Below are 19,803 nucleotides of genomic sequence, written 5' to 3'. Positions count from 1 at the left end.
GCACAATGGAGCCACCACGACGAGAGGGGGCCCATGGACGGGGCACAGGCATTGATGCGGGCGGCGGCCGACGCAGGGATCACGGCGTGCTTCGCCAATCCCGGCACCACCGAGATGCAGCTGGTCGGGGCCCTCGACCACGAGCCGCGGATCCGGGCGGTGCTCGGCCTGTTCGAGGGCGTGGTCACCGGCGCGGCCGACGGCTACGGGCGGATGGCGGACCTTCCCGCGCTGACCATCTTGCACCTGGGGCCCGGCCTGGCCAACGGTCTGGCCAACCTGCACAACGCCCGCCGGGCCAACAGCGCGGTGGTGAACCTGGTGGGCGACCACGCCACCTGGCACCGCGACGCCGATCCCCCGCTCGCCACCGACATCGTCTCGCTGGCCGAGCCGATGTCGGGTTGGGTGCGCACCGCTCGCCACCCCTCCGATGTCGCGGCCGATGGAGCCGAGGCCATCGCCGCCTCGATCGAGCCGCCCGGTCAGGTCGCCACCCTCGTCGTGCCCCAGGACGTGGCGTGGGGCGAGATCGAGCAGCAGCCCTCGCCTGCGGTCGAACCCGCTCCCCGGGCGCTGGTGCCGCCGGCGCGGGTCGACGCCATCGCCCAGACGCTGCGGGCAGCGGGCGACTCGGGGATCCTGCTGGTCGGTGGCACCGGAAATCGCCGCGACGGCCTGTTCGCCGCGGCCCGCATCGGCTCGGCCACCGGGTGTCGGGTGCTGACCGAGTCGAATCCCGCCCGTCTCGAGCGGGGAGCGGGGATCCCCAGCTTCGGGCGGGTGCCGTACTTCCCCGAGCAGGCGGTCGAGGTGTTCGAGTCGGCTTCGGTGCTGGTGCTGGCGGGTGCGACCGATCCGGTGGCCTTCTTCGGCTACCCGGGTCAGCGGAGCCACCCCCGCTCGGAATCCTGCGAGCTGGCGCGCCTGGCCGAGCCAGGCGACGACGTCGTCCACGCCCTCGACGCTCTGGCCGCCGCCCTCGACGCACCTTCGGTGTCGACCCCTGGTGGGTCGGTGCCTCCTGTGCCGACCGGCGCCGAGCTGGGTCCCGCCGAGCTCGGCGCCGCCCTCGCGTCGCTGCAACCCGAAGGCGCCATCGTGGTCGACGAGGCCATCACCTCGGGCGGGCCCTACGCCTCGGCGGCCCGCATGGCTCCGCCCCACGACGTGTTGGCGCTCACCGGGGGGGCGATCGGCTATGGCCTGCCCGCCGCGGTCGGTGCCGCGGTGGCGTGCCCGGACCGGCGGGTGATCGCGCTGGAGGCCGACGGCAGTGGCATGTACACGCTCCAGGCGTTGTGGACGATGGCCCGCGAGGGCCTCGACGTCACCGTGGTGGTGTGCGCGAATCGCACCTATCGCATTCTCGAGATCGAGCTGCTGCGAGCCGGGGTGACCGACCCAGGGCCCGCCGCGGCCTCGCTCACCGGCCTCGGCTCGCCCGATCTCGACTGGGTGTCGCTGGCGCGGGGGATGGGCGTCGAGGCGGTCGCGGCCGACACCGCCGACGGACTGGTCGACGGGTTGCGACGGTCCTTCGGCACCGATGGCCCGATGCTCATCGAGGCCCGGCTCTGAGGTTTGGTGTCGACGACCACCGGGTAAACTGGATCTTGTCCAGAAAAGCCCCCTATCCGGACATCCAGGAGCACCTCATGACCTCCAGCACCGCATCCAAGCCCACCCGTTCACCGCTCGTGCCCGCTGTCCAGGATCGGGTCGGCACCGTGCTGCAACCGATCCTCGTCGACCTCATCGAACTGTCCCAGATCGCCAAGCAGGCGCACTGGACCGTCACCGGACGGGCCTTCCGCTCGGTGCACCTCCAGCTCGACGAGGTGGTCGACACCGCCCGCACCTCCACCGATCAGGTGGCCGAGCGTCTGGCCATCGTCGGTGTGATCCCCGACGGACGCTCGAGCACCGTGGCCTCGAGCACCGAGGTCCCGTCGATCACCAGCGAGTGGCTCAGCACCGAGGCCGCCGTCGCTGCGGCCGCCGATGCCGTGCAGGCCGTCGCCGCCCGCACCCGCACCGCGATCACCGACCTCGACGGGGGCGACCCCATCACCGAGGATCTGCTCATCTCCATCACCACCCAGCTCGAGGAGCACCTGTGGATGCTCAGCGCCCAGGAGGAGTGACAGCGGTCGACGACCTCGACGGTCGCCTGCGCGGCGCGGGGCTGCGAAGCACCCGCCAGCGGGCGACGGTCCTGTCGTTGCTCGACACCGTCGACGGCCACCTGAGCGCCGACGAGCTGGTCGGGGCGCTCGCCGATCACGGCACCGCCCTGCCCCGTTCCACCGTCTTCAAGGTCCTCGACGACCTCGTCGGTGCGGGCTTGGTGCTGCGCGCCGAGCTCGGGCCGGGAGCGGCCCGCTTCGAGAGCGCCGCCGCCGCCGGACCCCACCACCACTTCGTGTGCCGGGTCTGTGGCGCCATCGAGGACGTGCCCCACGAGGTCGTGCCGGTCGACACCCGGCGGATCGTTGCCGAGCACGAGGTCCATCGGATCGAGATCGTGCTTCGGGGCCGATGCTCGGCCTGCCGGTCCCGGGATCGCTCGCCCGGGTCCCAGCGGCCAGACTGACCACGTGGAGCTGCTCGCCGAACTCGATGCCCCCTGTTCACCCGAGCACCTGTTCGGGTGGCTCGACGACCTCGACCGCTACCCCGAGTGGCTCGGAATCATCCGCCGCACCCGACGCGACGACCAGGTCGACCACGACCAACCGCCAGCGTGGACCGTCGACCTCGAAGCCCAGCTGGGCCCGCTGTCGCGGGCCAAGCGGCTGCGGATGGAGCGCACCACCTGCGACCACCCCCGGCTCGTGGTGTTCGAGCGCCGCGAGCTCGACGGGCGCGACCACGGTGGGTGGGTGCTGCGGGCCGAGGTGGCCCCCACGAATCTCGGCAGCCATCTGGCCGTGTCGCTGCGCTACGACGGGCGGCTCTGGGGTCCGGCGGTGGCGGCGGTGCTCAACCAGGAGATCGAACGGTCGCGGCAGCGGTTGCTCGCCCTCGTCTCCTCCTGACCGACCCCGGCGGGGGGCTGTCGCCTTGGCTGCTGGTCGCCGACCCGCTACAACCGTGACATGGCATCGACGCGTTCGGCCTCTGCGCTGTATCTCACCCGGCTCCGCCAGCTGCTCGGTCGGGCACCGATCGACCTGCCACCGCCGGTCGCCCCGCCCCTGCCGCCGGGCCGGGTGCTGAGCCTTCCGGGCCGCGGCGACACCTTCATCCGCGAGCTCGAGGGGCCTACCGACCGGCCACCGCTGCTGTTCCTGCACGGCTGGACCGCCAGCGCCGACCTGAACTGGTACGGCGCCTTCGACCGCTTCGACGGGGTCCGCCGGGTCATCGCCGTCGATCATCGTGGCCACGGCCGCGGGATGCGCACGCCAGAGCCGTTCCGGCTCACCGACTGCGCCGACGACGCGGCCGCGGTGCTCGACGTGCTCGGGATCGACCAGGCGATCGCCGTCGGGTACTCGATGGGTGGACCGATCTCGTTGCTGCTCGCCCGGCGCCATCGAGCCCGGGTCTCTGGCCTGGTGCTGGCTGCCACCGGGTTGCAGTTCAGCAGCACCCGAGCCGAACGTCTCCGCTGGAAGGGGATCGCCCTGTTGGAGCTGGGTGTCCGCGCCGGATGGGGTGACCGCCTGGTTGCCAGGCTCGCCGACGATCTCGCCCGGGTCGACGACGCCTTCGCGCCGCACTCGGCGTGGCTGGCATCCGAGTTCACCAGGACCCACCCCCGATTGCTGCGCCAGGCCGGCGCGGAGCTGGGGCGCTTCGACGCCCGACCGTGGGCGGGCCAACTCGCTGTCCCCGCCGCGGTGGTCATCACCGAGGGCGACTCGTTGGTGCCCTACGCGCGCCAACGCGCCCTCGCCGCCCTGCTCGGCGCGCACCTTCAGCCGCTGCCAGGGGCGGACCACGACGTTCCCATCACCGATGTCGATGCGTTCTCGGGCGCGCTGGCGGCGGGGGTGGAAGCGGTCGATCCGCGCGTCGCAGCGGGGGAGCGCGACGGGGAACCTGTGGCGGGTGAGGCCCGGCTGCGCGAGGTGGGTTGAGTCAGGCTCGGGCCCGTGCCCACCATCGCCCGTCTGCCCTCGAGACCTCCAGGTCGACCCCGAAGCACCCGCTCAGTGCGGCACCGGTGAGGGTCTGGTCGAGGGGCCCCCGGGCGTGGATCCGTCCGTCGCGCATCAACAGGAGGTGGGTGAACCCGGTCGGGATCTCCTCGACGTGGTGGGTGACGAGGAGGGTCGGCGGGGTGTCGGCATCACGAGCCAGTCTCCCCAGGTCACCGAGGAGCTCCTCGCGGCTACCCAGGTCGAGCCCGGCGGCGGGTTCGTCGAGCACGAGGAGTCGGGGCGAGGCCATCAGCGCCCGGGCCATCAGCGCTCGCTGACGCTCACCCGACGACATCGTCGCGAACTGGTGGTCGGCCAGCTCGACGATCCCGAAGCGGTCGAGCAGCTCCAGCGCTCGATCCCGGTCCTCGGTGGTGTAGTCGTGCCACCACGGTTCGAGCGCCCCGTGGCGGGCGGTCATCACCACGTCGAGTGCCGGCAGGGTGGGGCGCAGCGCGTCGGCCACCGCCGCGCTGACCACCCCGATCGGTTGCCGGTGCTGCCGGACGTCGACGGCGCCCAGCTGTCCGCCCAGCACCGTCACCGAGCCACGCGACGGGTGGAGGGTCATCGCCACGACCCGCATCAACGTCGTCTTGCCACAGCCGTTGGGGCCGAGCACCACCCATCGTTGGTCGGGGGTCACGTCCCAGTCGATGCCGGTGAGGATGGGGCGCCGGTCGACTCGGACCTCCACGTCGCGCAGGCTCACCACCGGCGCCGGAGTGGAGTCCTGAGGGCCGGGAGCAGAGGTCCCCTCGGTCACCGCTGCTGGAGCCTGGCTTCGCGTTCGGCGTCCATCGCTGCTAGCCAGTGCCCGAGGCCGGCATAGGCCTCGGCCCGGTCGGCGTCGTCGTCGATCCCGCGGGCGAGATCGGCCAGGCGGGCCTCGACGGCGTCGTCGGCGCGGGCCAGCACCTTCCGGCCGGCGGGGGTGACCGTGTGGGTGACCCGGCGGCGATCGAGTGGGTCGGCGCAGCGCTCGGCCCAGCCTCGGGCCACGAGACCGTCGACCAGTGCGGTCACGCTCGGGCGGCTGACGCCGAGCTTGCCGGCGAGCCCCGACGCCGCCTCCGAACCGCTCTCGGCGAGAAAGATGAGCATCCGGTACTGGGGCAGCGAGAGGTCGACGTGGCCGAGCGCGTTCTCGACCACCCGGGCCATGCGGGCGGCGACCCGTCCGGGCCGGAGCGGGGGCGCGGGCGCATCGGGGTCGTCCGGGGTGCCGCCGGCGGCGGGCTGGCCAGGGGGGAGCGGCGCACCACCGCTGATCGGGCTCACAGGACAGTTAGTGTGTCGAACCATCGCGGTGACGACAAGCCACCTGTTCGTTGCCGCCCCGTGTGCCGGTGCTTCGTCACGCGATCGCAATGTGGCGGCGGGAGGCGGTAGGGTTGCTGCTCGTGCGCCTCCTCCTCGGTCTCTGTGCAGCGATGGCGCTGGTGCTGGCGAGCGTCCACACCGCGGACGCCCAGGTCGACACCTCCGATCTGGGCCCGTCGCTGGCGCCAGAGATCCGGGCGACGCAGGAGCGCGCCAACGAGGCGACCCAGCGCTTCGCCCAGGCCGAGACCGAGCTGGGCGAGCTCGAAGCCGAGATCGACCGCACCGCGAGCCGCAACGCCGAGACCCAAGCCCGTCTCGAGCGGCTCCGGCAACGGTTGCGCGACAGCGCGGTCTCCCAGTACGTGCGAGCCGGCACCACCACCCCGTCGATCTTCGACGAGGACATCAACCTGCAGGTGCGGGCCAACGCCATGGCCGAGTTCGTCACCGAGACCGAGACCGACTCGCTCGACGACTACCGCGCCGCCATCGAGGACCTCGAACGAGACCAAGCCGAGCTCGACCGTCTGCGCACCCGCCAGCGCGAGCTGGTCGCCGAGCTCGAACAGACCCGGTCCGAGATGCTCGGCGAGCTCGAGGAGCTCCAGCGCCTCGAGGCCGAGCGCCAGGCCGAGATCGACCGGCGTGAGGAGGCCGAACGGCAGCGCCAAGCAGAGATCCGGCGCCGAGAGGAGGCCGCCGCCGCGGCGGCCGCGGCTCGTTCGTCGGCCTCGAGCGGCTCGAGCAGCGGTGGCAGCACCCGCAGCGCCCCGTCGACCAGCCGTAGTGCTCCGTCGACGCCGATCGCGTCGGGGGCGTGGGTCTGCCCGGTGCAGGGATCGCACTCGTTCGTCGACACCTGGGGAGCGCCCCGCTCCGGTGGTCGGCGACACAAGGGCGTCGACATGATGGCTTCGCGGGGAACGCCGGTCGTCGCACCGGTGTCGGGTTCGGTGTCGCACCGCGGCAACCGGATCGGCGGTCTGTCGTTTCACCTCAACGGCGACGACGGCAACTACTACTACGGCACGCACCTGTCGGGCTATGCCAACTCGGGTCGGGTCGAGGCGGGCACCGTGGTCGGCTACGTCGGCGACACCGGCAACGCGCGTGGAATCCCTCACCTGCACTTCGAGATCCATCCCAACGGCGGCAGCGCGGTGAACCCCACGCCCACGGTGCGGGCCAACTGTCCCTGACTCACGGGCACTGGCGGAGCGCCGCGATCAGGCTCCGATGGCGTGATAGCCGCCGTCGACGTGGAGCATCTCGCCGGTGGTGGCCGGGAACCAGTCGGTCATCAGCGCCACCACCGAGCGCGCGACCGGCTCGCTGTCCCTGACGTCCCAGCCGAGGGGCGCGCGGTCGCTCCAGACGTCCTCGAACGCCTCGAACCCGGGGATCGAGCGCGCGGCCATCGTCTTGATGGGCCCCGCCGCGACGAGGTTGACCCGGATCCCGTCGGGCCCCAGTTCGCGAGCCAGGTAGCGGGAGGTCGACTCGAGCGCTGCCTTGGCGACCCCCATCCAGTCGTAGGCGGGCCAGGCGACGGTGGCGTCGAAGGTGAGCCCGACGATCGATCCGCCCTGTTCCTGCATCACCGGGCGCACCGCACCGGCGAGGGCCTTGAGCGAGTAGGCCGACACGTTGAGCGCCACCGCCACGTCGTCCCACGGCGCATCCATGAAGTTGCCACCGAGACAGGATTCGGGGGCGAAGCCGATCGAGTGGAGCACCCCGTCGACCGAACCCCACCGCGTCCGGAGCTCGTCGGTGAGGGCGTCGAGGTGGGCGGGGTCCGAGACGTCGAGCTCGAGGACCTCCGGTGGTGACGGGAGCTTCTTGGCGGTGCGCTCGGTGATCGACAGTCCCCGACCGAACCCGGTGAGGAGCACCTCGGCGCCCTCCTCCTGGGCGAGGCGGGCCACGCCGTAGGCGAGCGATGCGTCGGTCAGGACACCGGTGATGAGCAGGCGTGAGCCGTCGAGGATTCCCATGTGCGGTTCGACATCGGTTGGGGCTGGGGCGTTACTCATCCGGTTGCCTGATGAGCGAAGTGGCAGCGGATGCACCAACCGGGCCTATGGTGGCCGGGTGCGAATCGGAGTGCTTGGAGCCACAGGTCCGGCCGGGAGCGGGCTCGCCGCCCGCCTCGCGTCGGTGGGATACGACGTCATCGTGGGGTCACGATCGCTGGAACGCGCCGGCGAGGTCCGCGACGAGATCATCGGACGATGGCCTGATCATCAGCTCGGCATCGAACCGGCCGAGAACGCCGGCGCCGCCGAGGCCGACATCGTGGTGGTCGCCACGCCGTGGGACGGCGCGTCGACCACCGTCGAGTCGCTCGCCGCCCAGCTCGAGGGCAAGGTGGTGATCTCGATGGCCAACGCGCTGACCAAGATCGGTCGCGACTTCCAGCCGCTGATGCCGCCCCGCGGCTCGGTGGCCGCCAACGTCCAGGCGGCCATCCCCGCCAGCCGGGTCGTCGCCGCCATGCACCATCTCCCTGCCAAGGAGCTGGGCGATCTCGCCCATCCGATCGAGAGCGACGTGCTCGTGTGCTCGGACCATCGGTCCGCCACCGAAGCCGCCAGCGAGCTGATCGCAGCCATGCCGGACCTGCGCCCGCTCGACGCCGGGTCACTCTCGTCGGCGGCTCCCATCGAGGCGTTCACAGCGGTGTTGCTGCAGCTCAACGTCCGCTACAAGACCCGTGCGGCGGTCAAGCTCACCGGCATCGATCTGTGAGCACCGGGGCCTCCGGCCTCCCACCCATGCGGCTCCACGACACGGCTCGTGACGCCGTCGTTGCCTTCGAGCCGGGCGAGGTCGTCACCATGTACACGTGTGGCATCACGCCCTATGACGCCACCCACATCGGCCATGCCGCGGTGTATGTCACCTATGACGTGCTCCAACGGCGCCTGCGCGACCGGGGGCACCAGACGCGGTGTGTGCGCAACATCACCGACGTCGACGACTCGATCCTCGGCAAGGCCGCAGAGCTGGGGGTGCACTACCTCGATCTCGCGGCGGGCGAGATCGCGCGCTTCGACGACGACATGGCTGCGCTCGGGATCCTGCCGTGCTGGAGCGAGCCCCGCGCCACCTCCGCGATCGCCGACATCCGCGGGTTCATCGGCATGGTGCTGGACCAGGGCCACGCCTATCAAGCGGGCGGTGCGGTGTACTTCGACATCTCGACCTTCGACCGGTTCGGTCAGGTGAGCCACCTGCCCCGCGAGACCATGCTCGAATATGCGGCCGAGCGGGGCGGCAAGGTCGAGGACCCCAACAAGCGCGATCCGCTCGACTTCGTGCTCTGGCAGCCCTCCGAACCGGGTGAGCCGGCTTGGGAGTCGCTCTGGGGTCCGGGCCGGCCCGGCTGGCACATCGAGTGCTCGGCACTGGCCCTGCGTGAGCTGGGGACCACGATCGACCTCCACGGCGGGGGATCCGACCTGATCTACCCCCATCACGAGTGCGAGGCCGCGCAGTCCGAGGCGGCGACCGGCGAGCCGTTCGTGCGCCACTGGATGCACCAGGCGATGGTTCACAAGGATGGCGAGAAGATGTCCAAGTCGTTGGGCAACCTGGTGTTCGTGAACGACCTGCGCGCCGAGTGGGATCCGCGGGTGATCCGTCTCGCGCTGGTCGCGAACCACTACCGCGACCCGTGGGAGTGGACCGACGACCTCATGCCTGCCGCCCAGGCCCGTCTCGAGAGGTGGATGGCCGCCGGTGAGGGCGACGGCGCGCTCGACGAGGTGCGAGCCGCGCTCGACGACGACCTCGACACCCCCACCGCGGTGGCCGCGATCGACGCCGCGGCCGAACGGGGCGAGGGGGTGTCGGCGGCGGCGACCCTGTTGGGGGTCGACGTGGGCCAGCCGCCCGAGCGCCGCGTCGGCTGACCCACCTACCGCCCGGACCACCGATCCGAGCCCCGGGCCGGTCCGGCCACACGAACGTGCTCCGGTCCACGTAGGCTTCGCGGGTGTCCCAACGTGTGCTCGTCACCGGGGCGACCGGCTACATCGGTGGCCGCCTCGTCCCCGAACTGCTGGCGGCCGGCCACGACGTCGTCTGTCTGGCCCGCACCCCTGAACGGCTGAGCGAGGTGCCCTGGGCCGACCAGGTCACCATCGTGCAGGGCGATCTCGCCGACCCGTCGACCCTGCCCGCCGCCTTCGACGGGGTCGATGCCGCCTACTACCTGGTGCACTCGATCGGCACCGGCGCCGGGTTCGACGACCGCGAGCGCGAGGCCGCGGAGACCTTCGTGTCGGCCGCCGCCGAAGCGGGCGTCTCCCGGATCGTGTACCTCGGCGGGCTCCGCCCGGCGACCGGCGAGGTGGCCTCACCGCACCTGGCCTCACGGGCCGAGGTCGGACGGGTCTTTCTCGACGGTCCGATCCCGTCGGTGGTGTGCCAGGCGGGCGTGGTGATCGGCTCGGGCTCGGCATCGTTCGAGATGCTCCGCTACCTCACCGAACGGCTGCCGGTCATGGTCACGCCCCGATGGGTGTCGTCGCGGGTCCAACCCATCGCGGTCCGAGACGTGTTGCGCTATCTCGTCGGAGTCCTCGACCTCGACCCTGCAACCAACCGCACCTTCGACGTCGGCGGCCCCGACGTCGTGACCTACCAGGAGATGATGCAGCGCTACGCGGCCGTGGCCGGACTGCGGCGGCGACTCATCGTCCCCGTTCCAGTGCTCAGCCCACGTCTGTCGAGCCACTGGATCAACATCGTGACGCCCATCCCGAAGGCGTTGGCCGCCCCGCTCATCGAGTCGCTCCGCAACTCGGTGGTGATGGCCGAGCGCGACATCGAGACCCTGTTGCCGGGCCCGCTACTCGGCTTCGACGACGCGGTCCGGCTGGCCCTGCACCGCACCGTCGAAGGAGAGGTGCCAACGCGCTGGGCCGACGCAAGCTGGCCGGGAGCGCCGTCCGATCCGTTGCCGTCGGACCCGGACTGGGCCGGGGGCGACGTCGAGGTCGACGAACGCTCCCGCGCGGTCGACGCGCCGCCCGCGGTCCTGTGGGAGGTCGTCGAGGGGATCGGCGGCGAGCGGGGTTGGTACTCGTTTCCCCTGGCCTGGGCGATGCGCGGCCTGCTCGACCGCCTCGTCGGCGGGGTCGGGCTGCGTCGAGGACGACGCCACCCGGATCGCCTCACCGTCGGCGAGCCGCTCGACTTCTGGCGGGTCGAGGCGCTCGACCGCCCCCGGCTGCTGAGACTGCGGGCCGAGATGCGCCTGCCGGGCCACGCGTGGCTCGAGTTTCGCGTCGATGCGACCGAGAGCGGGGGAGCGGTGCTGCACCAGCGGGCGGTGTTCCGTCCGCGTGGCATGGCCGGACGGGTCTACTGGTGGGCGGTGTGGCCCTTCCACGGCATCGTCTTCGAGGGGATGCTGCGCAACATCTCGCGAGCCGCGGAGCGCGCCGTCGACGCGTAGGGCAGACTTGGGACAGATGTCACAGGGGACCCGACAGCTCGAAATCGATCTCACCGAGCGCACGTTCGCGGGCAACGGCGGCCCCGTTCACCCCGACAGCGCCGAGTCCGGTCCCCTGCCGGTCGAGGACGAGATCAAGGTCGGTCAGCTCTACACCGCTGCCCGGGCGGTGATTCGTCCGGCCCTGAAGCTGTTCTGGCGGCTCCGGGTCGAAGGGCTCGAGCACGTCCCCGCCGAGGGACCGGCGATCATCGCCCCCAACCACAGCGCCGCCATCGACTCGTTCTTCGTCCCGTGCTGCTTGCCCCGACGCATCACCTATGTGGGCAAGGCCGAGTACCTCGACGACTGGAAGACCGCCAAGCTGTTCCCCGCCATGGGCATGATCCCCCTCGACCGCTCGGGTGGCAGCGCCAGCGAACGGGCGCTCAACACCGCGGCCCGCGTGCTCGACCGAGGCGAGCTCTTCGGCATCTACCCCGAGGGCACCCGGTCACGTACCGGCAAGCTCCACAAGGGACACACCGGGGTCGCCCGTCTGGCCCTGCGGTGCAACGCACCGATCGTCCCGGTCGGCGTGATCGGGACCCGCGAGGTCCAACCGCCCGAGGTCAAGGTCCCGCGTCCGTTCCGCACCATCACGGTGCGGTTCGGCACACCCATCGACGTGACCCGCTACCGGGAACGGGCCCACGACCGCTACGCGTTGCGCCAGATCACCGATGAGGTCATGTTCGAGATCCGGGCCCTCACCGGCCTCGAGTACGACCCCACCTACGCCACCAGATCCGCCGCCGAGACCGAGTCGGCCAAGCCCGACGCCGACGCGCTGACGATCCCGCGTCGCTCCTCGGCCGAGCTGCTGTCGGGAGCCTCCGGCCCGGCCTGAGCATCGGCTGGTCCGATACCGCTTCGAGTCCGGTTGGGCCAGACCGGTATCCTCGCCCGTGCATGGCTGACACGATCTCGATCACGCTTCCCGATGGCTCCGACAAGGAGCTGTCCGAGGGAGCCACCGCCGCCGACCTCGCCGCGTCGATCGGCCCCCGCCTCGCCAAGGCCGCGGTCATCGCGGTCGTCGACGGTACCGAGCGCGACCTGGTCCACCCGCTCCACGACGGAGCCGAGGTCCAGATCGTCACCCCCGAGACCGACCGGGGCCTCTACACGATCCGCCACTCCACCGCCCACGTGCTCGCCCAGGCGGTGCTCGACCTGTTCCCCGGTGCGACCTTCGCCATCGGCCCACCGGTGCAGGACGGCTTCTACTACGACTTCGAGCTGCCCGGTGGCGCCACCTTCAGCGAGTCGGACCTCGAGCGCATCGAGGAGCGCATGCGGGAGATCATCAAGGAGAAGCAGCCCTTCATCCGCGACGAGATCCCCGAGGACCAGGCGCTCGATCTGTTCAAGGACCACCGCTACAAGTGCGAGATCATCCGTGGCGCCGTCGACGACCCCATGTCGGCCACCGACACCGGGCTGGTCCGCACCTACGAGAACCCGCCCAACTTCATCGATCTCTGCCGTGGCCCGCACGTGGCCCACACCGGCCGGCTCGGCCACTTCAAGCTGATGAGGGTCGCCGGCGCCTACTGGCGGGGCGACGAGAACGAGCCGATGCTCCAGCGCATCTACGGCACCGCCTGGCACACCAAGGAGGCCCTCGACGAGCACCTCCACCGCCTCGAGGAAGCCGAGAAGCGCGACCATCGCAAGCTCGGCGCCGAGCTCGACCTGTTCAGCTTCCCCGACGAGATCGGCTCGGGCCTGGCGGTCTTTCATCCCAAGGGTGGGATCGTGCGCCGCATCATGGAGGACTACTCCCGCAAGCGCCACGAAGAGGGCGGGTACGAGTTCGTCTACACGCCCCACATCACCAAGAGCGGGCTGTTCGAGACCTCGGGCCACCTCGAGTGGTACGCCGATGGCATGTTCCCGCCGATGCACCTCGACGATCACGGCGGCGACGAGGGCATCGACTACTACCTCAAGCCGATGAACTGCCCGTTCCACATCCTCATCTTCCGGGATCGCACGCGTTCGTACCGCGAGCTGCCCCTACGGATGTTCGAGTTCGGGGCGGTCTATCGCTACGAGAAGTCGGGGGTGGTCCACGGGCTCACCCGGGTGCGGGGCATGACCCAGGACGACGCCCACATCTTCTGCACCCGCGACCAGATGGCCGACGAGCTCGACTCGCTGCTCACCTTCGTGCTCGGCCTGCTGCGCGACTACGGGCTCGACGACTTCTACCTCGAACTGTCGACCCGGCCCGAGGAGAAGGCGGTGGGGTCGGTCGAGGAGTGGGACGAAGCCACCGAGGTGCTTCGCCAGGTCGGCTCCAAGCGGGGCCTCGAACTGGTGCTCGACGAGGGCGGCGGAGCGTTCTACGGGCCCAAGATCTCGGTGCAGGCGCGCGACGCCATCGGCCGCACCTGGCAGATGTCCACGCTCCAGCTCGACTTCCAGCTCCCGCAGCGCTTCGACCTCCACTACACCGGCACCGACGGTCAGCGGCACCGCCCGATCATGATCCACCGGGCGCTGTTCGGGTCGATCGAGCGGTTCTTCGCCGTGCTCACCGAGCACTACGCCGGAGCGTTCCCCGCCTGGCTCGCCCCCGTGCAGGTTCGGGTGCTCGGCGTGCGAGACGACCACGACGACCACGCCTTCGCCGTGGCCGAGCGGCTCCGGTCCGCCGGGTTCCGGGCCGAAGCCGTCGAAGCGAGCGAGCCGCTCGGCAACCGCATCCGCCGGGCCAAGACCGAGAAGCTGCCCTATGTGTTGGTGGTGGGCGACGACGACATCGCCGCCGACACCGCCGGGGTCAACCCGCGCGGGGGAGAGGTCGAGCGAGGCGTCGCCATCGACGCCTTCGTCGACCGGCTGTCGGCCGAGGTCGCCGAGCACCGCTGATGTCGCTGGAACGACTGTGGGCCGGGTGGCGCATCTCCTATGTGGAGACCGCCGACCTCGCCGAGAACCCCGCACCCGCCGGCGAAGGCACCCTCTTCGAGCGGATCCTCCACAGTGGACTGCCCGACGACGAGTCGCTCATCGTGTGGCGGGGCGAGCACTGCTTCGCTCTGCTCAACCTCTACCCCTACAACAACGGTCACCTGATGGTCCTGCCCAAGCGTCCGGTCCGGGCCCTCGACGAGCTCGACGACGCGGAGCACGCCGAGCTCTGGGACGGGGTGCGCGACGCCACGGTGGCGCTCAAGGCCGCCTACGACCCCGACGGCATCAACGTCGGGGTCAACCAGGGGGCGGGTTCGGGGGCAGGGGTTCCCGACCATCTGCACGTGCACGTGCTGCCGCGGTGGGGCGGCGACACCAACTTCATGACCACCGTCGCCGAGACCCGGGTCCTGCCCGAGGCCCTGTCGGCCACCTGGGCCAAGCTGCGCGCCGCCTGGCCCGATTCATCGCCGACCTGAGCCGGCCGGTACCCTCCAGCCCGATGACCGACGAGGACCACGACCACGACGATCCCGATACCGACGAGGTCGACCCGTCCCAGGTCCGCGACGAACTGCCCGAGGACCTCGACGCTGCAGGCTTCGTCGGTCCCTACGTCTTTCCCGACAACAACCGGCGCCGCATCCCCGGCTCGCTCTACCTGGTCGTCGCGGCCGGCTGTGCCGCGCTGTGGGTCTTCGCGGAGGAGTCCGTCCTGGTCAACGACGGCTACCTGTTCGCCGCGGCGGTGCTGGCCCTGGTCGGGGCGTATCACCTGATCGCCGGCTGGAACCTCGATGTCGACGAGCGCGACGCCCTCGTCGCGGCCACCGCAGCGGTCGGGATTCCCGGTGGGGCACGCGTCGGCCCAGCTCGGGTGGCGGGGACTGCGCAGCCGCCCCACCTGGCGCATCCTCGTCTACAGCGCCGACACCCCACCGGCGCAGCGGGGTCTTGTGCTGGTGGACGGCGTCGACGGCGAGGTGCTCGAGTTCTTCTCCGAGGCCAACCCCGAAGACTGGTCCGACCTGGAGTAAGAGCCGTCAGCCGAGCCGCTGACGGGCCCTGGCCAGGTGTCCAGCATGGTGCGACCGGTCAGGGTGATCTATTGGGGTGCGGGACAGTAGTGGACCGGCGGTCCGGACATCCCGTTCTCGTCGACGACGTCGGCGATCCATTCCTGGCCGTGTCCGACAAGGACGTAGCGGGTCGCGTCAGCGCCGTAGTGATCATCGTTGGCCTCGGAGGTGAACTCCCAGCCCCCGTCGGTGGCGGCGGCCTCGAACCAGGCCAGTGCCCCCTCGTAGGTGTAGGGCTCTTCGGCCTCGTTGTCCCATGGCCGGTGGATGAGCCAGGTGTCGGCCACGCACACTCCCTCCCACGTGGAACCAGTGCTCGTGCCGATCGAGATCCGGTCGTCGACGAGGGGTCCCATGCGCATCTGGCTGTAGGGGAGCGACCGGGGGAGCAGCTCGAAGTGGGCGTCGATGTTCTCGGGATGGCCGATTGGTCCGTCGACCACCTCTTGCCAGGCTTCGGCGAGCGCCGCCGCGTCGCGTGACGGGACGGCCTCGCGGGGATCGGCTGCCCCGTCGGGCGTCTCGGATCCGTCCGGATCGGGCTCGGTCGGCATCGTGGACGTCGGCTCCGCTCGAGAGCCGTCGTCGGGAGTCCCCGCGGACGGGGACGACGAGTCGTCACCGCACGCAGCGGCCATGAGGGCGAGCGCACCAACCAGCGCAAGCGATCGACGGAGCGGGCGACGGCGCATGAGGATCATCCCCTTCGGGGTGAAGTCTTGTCTCCTTCTACTATCGACGATCAGGGCTCGCGCTGCCGGGGCCAGAGGTCCCGTTCGCGAGGGCGCAAGGTCCTGTGTCGGGTCCCGGTCAAGTCCGTGGCCGGCCCCGGACCTCGCGCAGTACCCGTTCGAGCGAGTGCAGGTGGTCGAGGGTGACCCCGACGGTGGCCTGGACCACCTCGAGGGGGTTGGCGGCCCCCGATCCGGTCGTGGGCCGGGTCACCAGCCACTGGTCGGCATCGGCCGACTCGATCTGGTCGGCCACCCCCGAACATGCCCGGTCGAGGTGATCGAGCTCGTGCTCGAGGTTCCCTGTGTGGGTGGGTGGCTCACCGTCGTCGTCGGTGACCAGCGCCTCGTCGATCGGTCGGGTCGGGCTCACCAGCACCGAGCGCAGCGTGCGGCCGGCGGCATCGACGCGAGCTGCGGCCGCCGCCACGTGATCGATCCCAGACCGGCCGTCGGTCCCGGGCCGGTTGGCGACCTCGTCGATCTGGTCCTGGTCCACCTCGTCATCGAGATCGACCACCGCGGCCGACGACGCCTCGCGGAAGCGCCGGGGGAACGAGCGCAGGGCGACGGCCGCGTCGCTGGGCGACAATGAGGAGAACGAGGTGGGCATGGAGCGAACGGTACCAACGTGGCGGTGCGGTGCATGCCCAACCCGCGCTGGTACCCTTGCTCGCGACTGCAAGCACAAGGAGTCGTCCATGTTCGATGGACACTGGCGGACCAATATCGAAGCGGGCCTGCGGCCCATCGGTACCAGCCTCCGCCGCACCGGCCTCTCGGCCGACCACCTGACCGCGACCGGCATCGCCATGGCCATCGCGGCCGCGGTGGCCATCGGCGCCGGGCACTTCCGGTTGGGCCTGGTCCTGCTGACCCTCACCGGTATCTGCGACTTCCTCGACGGCGCGTTGGCCAAGGCGGCGGGAATCACCAACTCCCGCAGGGGCGCCTTCTTCGACTCGGTCACCGACCGGCTCACCGACGCCCTGCTCTTCGGCGGTGTCGCCTGGTACTTCGCCGCCAACCGCCCGGGTCTGCTGGTGATGTTGCCCATGGCTCTGCTCGGCGCCGCCTCGCTCGTGTCCTACCAACGGGCCAAGGCCGAGTCGCTCGGCTTCGATGCTCGTGGCGGGCTCATGGAACGAGCCGAGCGGTTCATCGTCCTCGGCTTCGGTCTGCTGTTCTTCGAGGTCCTCGTCGGGGTCCTCTGGGTCATGCTGGCGCTCACCGCCATCACCGCCGTGCAACGGTTCGTGAAGGTCTGGCGCCAAGCCGAACGGCCCGAGCCGATGCCGCTGCCCGAACGTCGGGCTCGCACCCGGTACCGCCGCCGAGCCGCGCGACCGCTGAGCCAGAACTGGCGAGAGCGAACCCGCAACCGCCGGTAGTCGTCGTGCAGCTGCCCATCGACCCCGTCACCGGGGTCTACAAGCTCGGCTCGGTCGTGGCCCGGTCCCTCCCGTGGCCGTGGGTGATCCCCGCCGCCGACGCCGCGGGCACCGTCGCCGCCCAACTCCTCCGCGACCGCCGTGGACTGATCGCCAAGAACCTGCGACGGGCGGATCCAGAGCTGTGCGGTCGCGAGCTGGACGCCGCGATCGACGCGGCGTTCGACTCCTATGCGCGCTACTGGGTCGAGTCGTTCCGCCTCCCGATGCTGTCGGCCGACGAGCTCGACGCCACCTTCTCCTACGAGGGCTACGACCACATCGTCACCGCACGCGAGCAGGGACACGGAGCAATCATCGCCCTGCCGCACCTCGGGGGCTGGGAGTGGGCGGCCTTCTGGTTGGCGACCATCGAAGACGTCCCCATCTCCGCAGTGGTCGAAGCGATCGAGCCGCCCGAGCTCTTCGACTGGTTCGTCGAGCTCCGGAGCTCGCTCGGGATGAACATCATCGGCCTCGGACCCAGGGCCGGCTCGGCGTCCCTGCGGGCGCTCCGCGACGGCCATGTGCTGTGCCTGCTCTGCGACCGCGACATCGGTGGCCAGGGCGTCGAGGTCGAGTTCTTCGGCGAGACCACCACGCTGCCGCCGGGACCGGCGACCCTGGCGTTTCGCACCGGCTCACCCCTGCTCCCCACCGCCATCTACTTCGACGGCTCCGGCCACCGTGCTCGGGTCGATCCACCCCTTCCGGTCGAGCGCCGGGGATCGCTGCGTGAGGACGTGGCCCGGGTCACCCAGGACCTCGCCTACGCCCTCGAGGACCTCATCCGCGCCGCGCCCGAGCAGTGGCACCTGCTGCAACCCAACTGGCCCAGCGACCTCGAGGTGGTCACCCCCGCGTAGACAGTGGTGGCGCCCGGACGACGCGACCCGTAGCGTGGGGCCGGTGCGCATCGGTCTGATCTGTCCCTACAGTCTCACCGTGCCGGGGGGTGTGCAGTACCAGGTGCTCGGTCTGGCGCGAGCGCTGCGAGGGCTCGGCCACGAGGCGCGGGTGCTCGCGCCCTGCGACGGGCCACCACCCGACGCCGGGGTCACACCGCTGGGCATGAGCGTTCCGACCGCGGCCAACGGCTCGGTCGCGCCGATCGCCCCCGACCCTGCGGCCCAGCTTCGGCTCTTCCGTGCGCTGCGCGACGAGGAGTTCGACGTGCTCAACCTGCACGAGCCGCTGGTTCCCGGGGCCACGATGACCGCGTGCGTGGTGAAGTCCGCGCCGCTGGTCGGCACCTTCCATGCCGCGGGCCACGTCGGTCCCTACACCTGGGGGCGGTTGCCGTTGCGCTCCTTCGCCCGCCGACTCGATCATCGCATCGCCGTGTCCGAGGACGCGCGGGCTCTGGCCACCCGCTACATCAAGGGCGACTACGAGGTTCTGTTCAACGGCATCGAGATCGACCGGTTCGCCAAGGCGACGCCGTGGCCGACCGAGGGGCCGACGATCTTCTTCATCGGCAGGCACGAGCCCCGCAAGGGCCTGGCTGTTCTCCTCGAGGCCATGGCCGAGCTGCCCGACGAGGTGCGGCTGTGGGTCGGAGGCACCGGACCCGAGACCGAGGTGCTGCGGGAGCGTCACGCCGACGACCACCGGGTCGAGTGGCTGGGGCGGATCAGCGACGAGGAGAAGGCCCAACGGACACGGGGTGCCGACGTGTTCTGTGCCCCGTCCCTGGGCGGCGAGTCCTTCGGCATCGTGCTGCTCGAGGGAATGGCGGCCCAGACCCCGACCGTGGCGTCGGACCTGCCCGGCTACTCCAACGTTGCCAGGGCCGGACTCGATGCCCTGCTGGTCCCCCCTGGCGATGCCACCGCGCTGGCCGGGGCCATCCGCCGGGTCCTCGACGACTCGTCGTGTGCCTCGGCCCTGGTCGAAGCCGGCACCGACCGGGCGCTGGAGTTCTCGATGGACTCGCTCGCCGAGCACTACCTCGACCGCTTCGACGAGATCCTCGCCCGGTGAGGTCTCGCCGGGTCGGTGGTCCGACAACCGTTGTCTGGCACCCTATGATCGAACACCACGACATCTCGTCCCAGGTCTCTGTGCCAGAGGCCACCCGGACGCCGAGAGGAGCCTCATGGTCCCCCTGCTGATCATCCTGGCCATCATCGCCGCACTCGTGATCTTCGTGATCATGCTGTACAACTCGCTGGTCTCGTTGCGCAACCGCATCGAGAACGCGTGGGCGCAGATCGATGTGCAGCTCAAGCGGCGCTACGACCTGATCCCCAACCTGGTCGAGACCGTCAAGGGCTACGCGACCCACGAGCAGGAGACGCTCGAGAAGGTCATCCAGGCCCGCAACATGGCGGTGTCGGCCACCGGGGTCGAGGGCCAGGCCGAAGCCGAGAACATGTTGACCGGCGCCCTCAAGTCGCTGTTCGCGGTGTCCGAGGCCTACCCCGATCTCAAGGCCAACCAGAGCTTCTTGCAGCTGCAGGAGGAGCTCACCGGCACCGAAGGCCGCATCGCCTATGCGCGGCAGTTCTACAACGACAGCGTCTACAAGTACAACACCAAGATCCAGTCGTTCCCCGCGGTCGTCCTCGCCGGCATGTTCCGCTTCACCGAGCGCGAGTACTTCGAGACCGACGACGAGTCACGCGGCCCGGTGCAGGTCGAGTTCTGAGCTCC

Annotated in this window: 22 protein-coding genes; 17 read left to right on the top strand and 5 right to left on the bottom strand. The window is 70.7% G+C overall.

Going from position 1 to position 19,803, the window contains the following annotated elements; genetic code table 11:
* Window positions 1-33: 33 nt before the first annotated feature.
* The 5 genes from U5K29_04835 to U5K29_04815 all read left to right on the top strand — a co-directional run bounded on the left by U5K29_04835 (window position 34) and on the right by U5K29_04815 (window position 4,088).
* Window positions 34-1,581, top strand: coding sequence for an acetolactate synthase large subunit (locus U5K29_04835; GenBank protein ID MDZ7677855.1), 1,548 nt, complete (start codon window positions 34-36; stop codon window positions 1,579-1,581).
* A 77-nt stretch (window positions 1,582-1,658) separates the two neighbouring features.
* On the top strand, window positions 1,659-2,147 hold the full coding sequence (locus U5K29_04830) for a DNA starvation/stationary phase protection protein (protein ID MDZ7677854.1): 489 nt from the start codon (window positions 1,659-1,661) through the stop codon (window positions 2,145-2,147).
* A complete protein-coding gene (locus U5K29_04825) occupies window positions 2,144-2,596 on the top strand; it encodes a Fur family transcriptional regulator (GenBank protein ID MDZ7677853.1) in 453 nt (150 codons plus the stop codon). Before U5K29_04830 ends, U5K29_04825 begins: the two co-directional genes overlap by 4 nt.
* A 4-nt stretch (window positions 2,597-2,600) precedes the next feature.
* Complete coding sequence (locus U5K29_04820) at window positions 2,601-3,041, top strand: SRPBCC family protein (GenBank protein MDZ7677852.1); 441 nt, start codon at window positions 2,601-2,603, stop codon at window positions 3,039-3,041.
* Between the two features lie 60 nt (window positions 3,042-3,101).
* Window positions 3,102-4,088 carry an alpha/beta hydrolase gene (locus U5K29_04815; GenBank protein MDZ7677851.1) on the top strand — a complete coding sequence of 329 codons (987 nt, stop codon included), beginning with the start codon at window positions 3,102-3,104 and terminating at the stop codon, window positions 4,086-4,088.
* Window position 4,089: 1 nt separating this feature from the next.
* Here the strand turns inward: U5K29_04815 and U5K29_04810 are convergent, their stop codons facing one another.
* Together U5K29_04810 and U5K29_04805 are read right to left on the bottom strand one after the other, a co-directional pair.
* A complete protein-coding gene (locus U5K29_04810) occupies window positions 4,090-4,917 on the bottom strand; it encodes an ATP-binding cassette domain-containing protein (protein MDZ7677850.1) in 828 nt (275 codons plus the stop codon).
* Window positions 4,914-5,432: a MarR family transcriptional regulator gene (locus U5K29_04805; GenBank protein MDZ7677849.1), complete on the bottom strand. Its 519-nt coding sequence runs from the start codon at window positions 5,430-5,432 to the stop codon at window positions 4,914-4,916. The genes U5K29_04810 and U5K29_04805 overlap by 4 nt, the downstream gene beginning before the upstream one ends.
* Before the next feature lie 122 nt (window positions 5,433-5,554).
* On the opposite strand from U5K29_04805, the gene U5K29_04800 reads away from it, so the two are divergent.
* Window positions 5,555-6,676 (top strand): peptidoglycan DD-metalloendopeptidase family protein, encoded by a 1,122-nt coding sequence (locus U5K29_04800; GenBank protein ID MDZ7677848.1) that lies wholly within the window; start codon window positions 5,555-5,557, stop codon window positions 6,674-6,676.
* Between the two features lie 27 nt (window positions 6,677-6,703).
* On the opposite strand, the gene fabI is transcribed toward U5K29_04800, so the two are convergent.
* The gene (fabI, locus tag U5K29_04795; GenBank protein ID MDZ7677847.1) at window positions 6,704-7,474 is read right to left on the bottom strand and encodes an enoyl-ACP reductase FabI; all 771 of its coding nucleotides are present in this window, start codon (window positions 7,472-7,474) and stop codon (window positions 6,704-6,706) included.
* A 97-nt stretch (window positions 7,475-7,571) separates the two neighbouring features.
* On the opposite strand from fabI, the gene npdG reads away from it, so the two are divergent.
* The 7 genes from npdG (at window position 7,572) to U5K29_04760 (ending at window position 14,945) form a co-directional block, all read left to right on the top strand.
* Complete coding sequence (npdG, locus tag U5K29_04790; protein ID MDZ7677846.1) at window positions 7,572-8,228, top strand: NADPH-dependent F420 reductase; 657 nt, start codon at window positions 7,572-7,574, stop codon at window positions 8,226-8,228.
* Window positions 8,225-9,394 (top strand): cysteine--tRNA ligase, encoded by a 1,170-nt coding sequence (gene cysS, locus U5K29_04785; GenBank protein MDZ7677845.1) that lies wholly within the window; start codon window positions 8,225-8,227, stop codon window positions 9,392-9,394. Before npdG ends, cysS begins: the two co-directional genes overlap by 4 nt.
* An 83-nt stretch (window positions 9,395-9,477) precedes the next feature.
* Complete coding sequence (locus U5K29_04780; protein ID MDZ7677844.1) at window positions 9,478-10,944, top strand: SDR family oxidoreductase; 1,467 nt, start codon at window positions 9,478-9,480, stop codon at window positions 10,942-10,944.
* Between the two features lie 16 nt (window positions 10,945-10,960).
* Window positions 10,961-11,833 (top strand): lysophospholipid acyltransferase family protein, encoded by an 873-nt coding sequence (locus U5K29_04775; protein MDZ7677843.1) that lies wholly within the window; start codon window positions 10,961-10,963, stop codon window positions 11,831-11,833.
* Between the two features lie 62 nt (window positions 11,834-11,895).
* Window positions 11,896-13,863: a threonine--tRNA ligase gene (gene thrS, locus U5K29_04770; protein ID MDZ7677842.1), complete on the top strand. Its 1,968-nt coding sequence runs from the start codon at window positions 11,896-11,898 to the stop codon at window positions 13,861-13,863.
* Window positions 13,863-14,387 (top strand): HIT domain-containing protein, encoded by a 525-nt coding sequence (locus tag U5K29_04765; protein MDZ7677841.1) that lies wholly within the window; start codon window positions 13,863-13,865, stop codon window positions 14,385-14,387. Before thrS ends, U5K29_04765 begins: the two co-directional genes overlap by 1 nt.
* A 372-nt stretch (window positions 14,388-14,759) precedes the next feature.
* Window positions 14,760-14,945 carry a hypothetical protein gene (locus U5K29_04760; GenBank protein MDZ7677840.1) on the top strand — a complete coding sequence of 62 codons (186 nt, stop codon included), beginning with the start codon at window positions 14,760-14,762 and terminating at the stop codon, window positions 14,943-14,945.
* A 68-nt stretch (window positions 14,946-15,013) separates the two neighbouring features.
* Here the strand turns inward: U5K29_04760 and U5K29_04755 are convergent, their stop codons facing one another.
* On the bottom strand, window positions 15,014-15,541 hold the full coding sequence (locus U5K29_04755; protein MDZ7677839.1) for a hypothetical protein: 528 nt from the start codon (window positions 15,539-15,541) through the stop codon (window positions 15,014-15,016).
* Between the two features lie 256 nt (window positions 15,542-15,797).
* Window positions 15,798-16,331, bottom strand: coding sequence for a hypothetical protein (locus U5K29_04750; GenBank protein MDZ7677838.1), 534 nt, complete (start codon window positions 16,329-16,331; stop codon window positions 15,798-15,800).
* Between the two features lie 88 nt (window positions 16,332-16,419).
* On the opposite strand from U5K29_04750, the gene U5K29_04745 reads away from it, so the two are divergent.
* From U5K29_04745 to U5K29_04730, 4 genes are all read left to right on the top strand, one after another.
* Window positions 16,420-17,109: a CDP-alcohol phosphatidyltransferase family protein gene (locus tag U5K29_04745; protein MDZ7677837.1), complete on the top strand. Its 690-nt coding sequence runs from the start codon at window positions 16,420-16,422 to the stop codon at window positions 17,107-17,109.
* A gap of 5 nt (window positions 17,110-17,114) precedes the next feature.
* Window positions 17,115-18,014 carry a phosphatidylinositol mannoside acyltransferase gene (locus U5K29_04740; GenBank protein ID MDZ7677836.1) on the top strand — a complete coding sequence of 300 codons (900 nt, stop codon included), beginning with the start codon at window positions 17,115-17,117 and terminating at the stop codon, window positions 18,012-18,014.
* A gap of 43 nt (window positions 18,015-18,057) precedes the next feature.
* Window positions 18,058-19,131, top strand: a complete 1,074-nt coding sequence (locus tag U5K29_04735) for a glycosyltransferase family 4 protein (GenBank protein ID MDZ7677835.1) — start codon at window positions 18,058-18,060, stop codon at window positions 19,129-19,131.
* 115 nt (window positions 19,132-19,246) lie between these two features.
* Window positions 19,247-19,798 (top strand): LemA family protein, encoded by a 552-nt coding sequence (locus U5K29_04730; protein MDZ7677834.1) that lies wholly within the window; start codon window positions 19,247-19,249, stop codon window positions 19,796-19,798.
* Window positions 19,799-19,803: the final 5 nt, after the last annotated feature.

The organism is Acidimicrobiales bacterium (assembly GCA_034521975.1).
Taxonomy (GTDB): Bacteria; Actinomycetota; Acidimicrobiia; order Acidimicrobiales; family SKKL01; genus SKKL01.
This window is presented reverse-complemented; position numbering and strand designations above follow the sequence as displayed.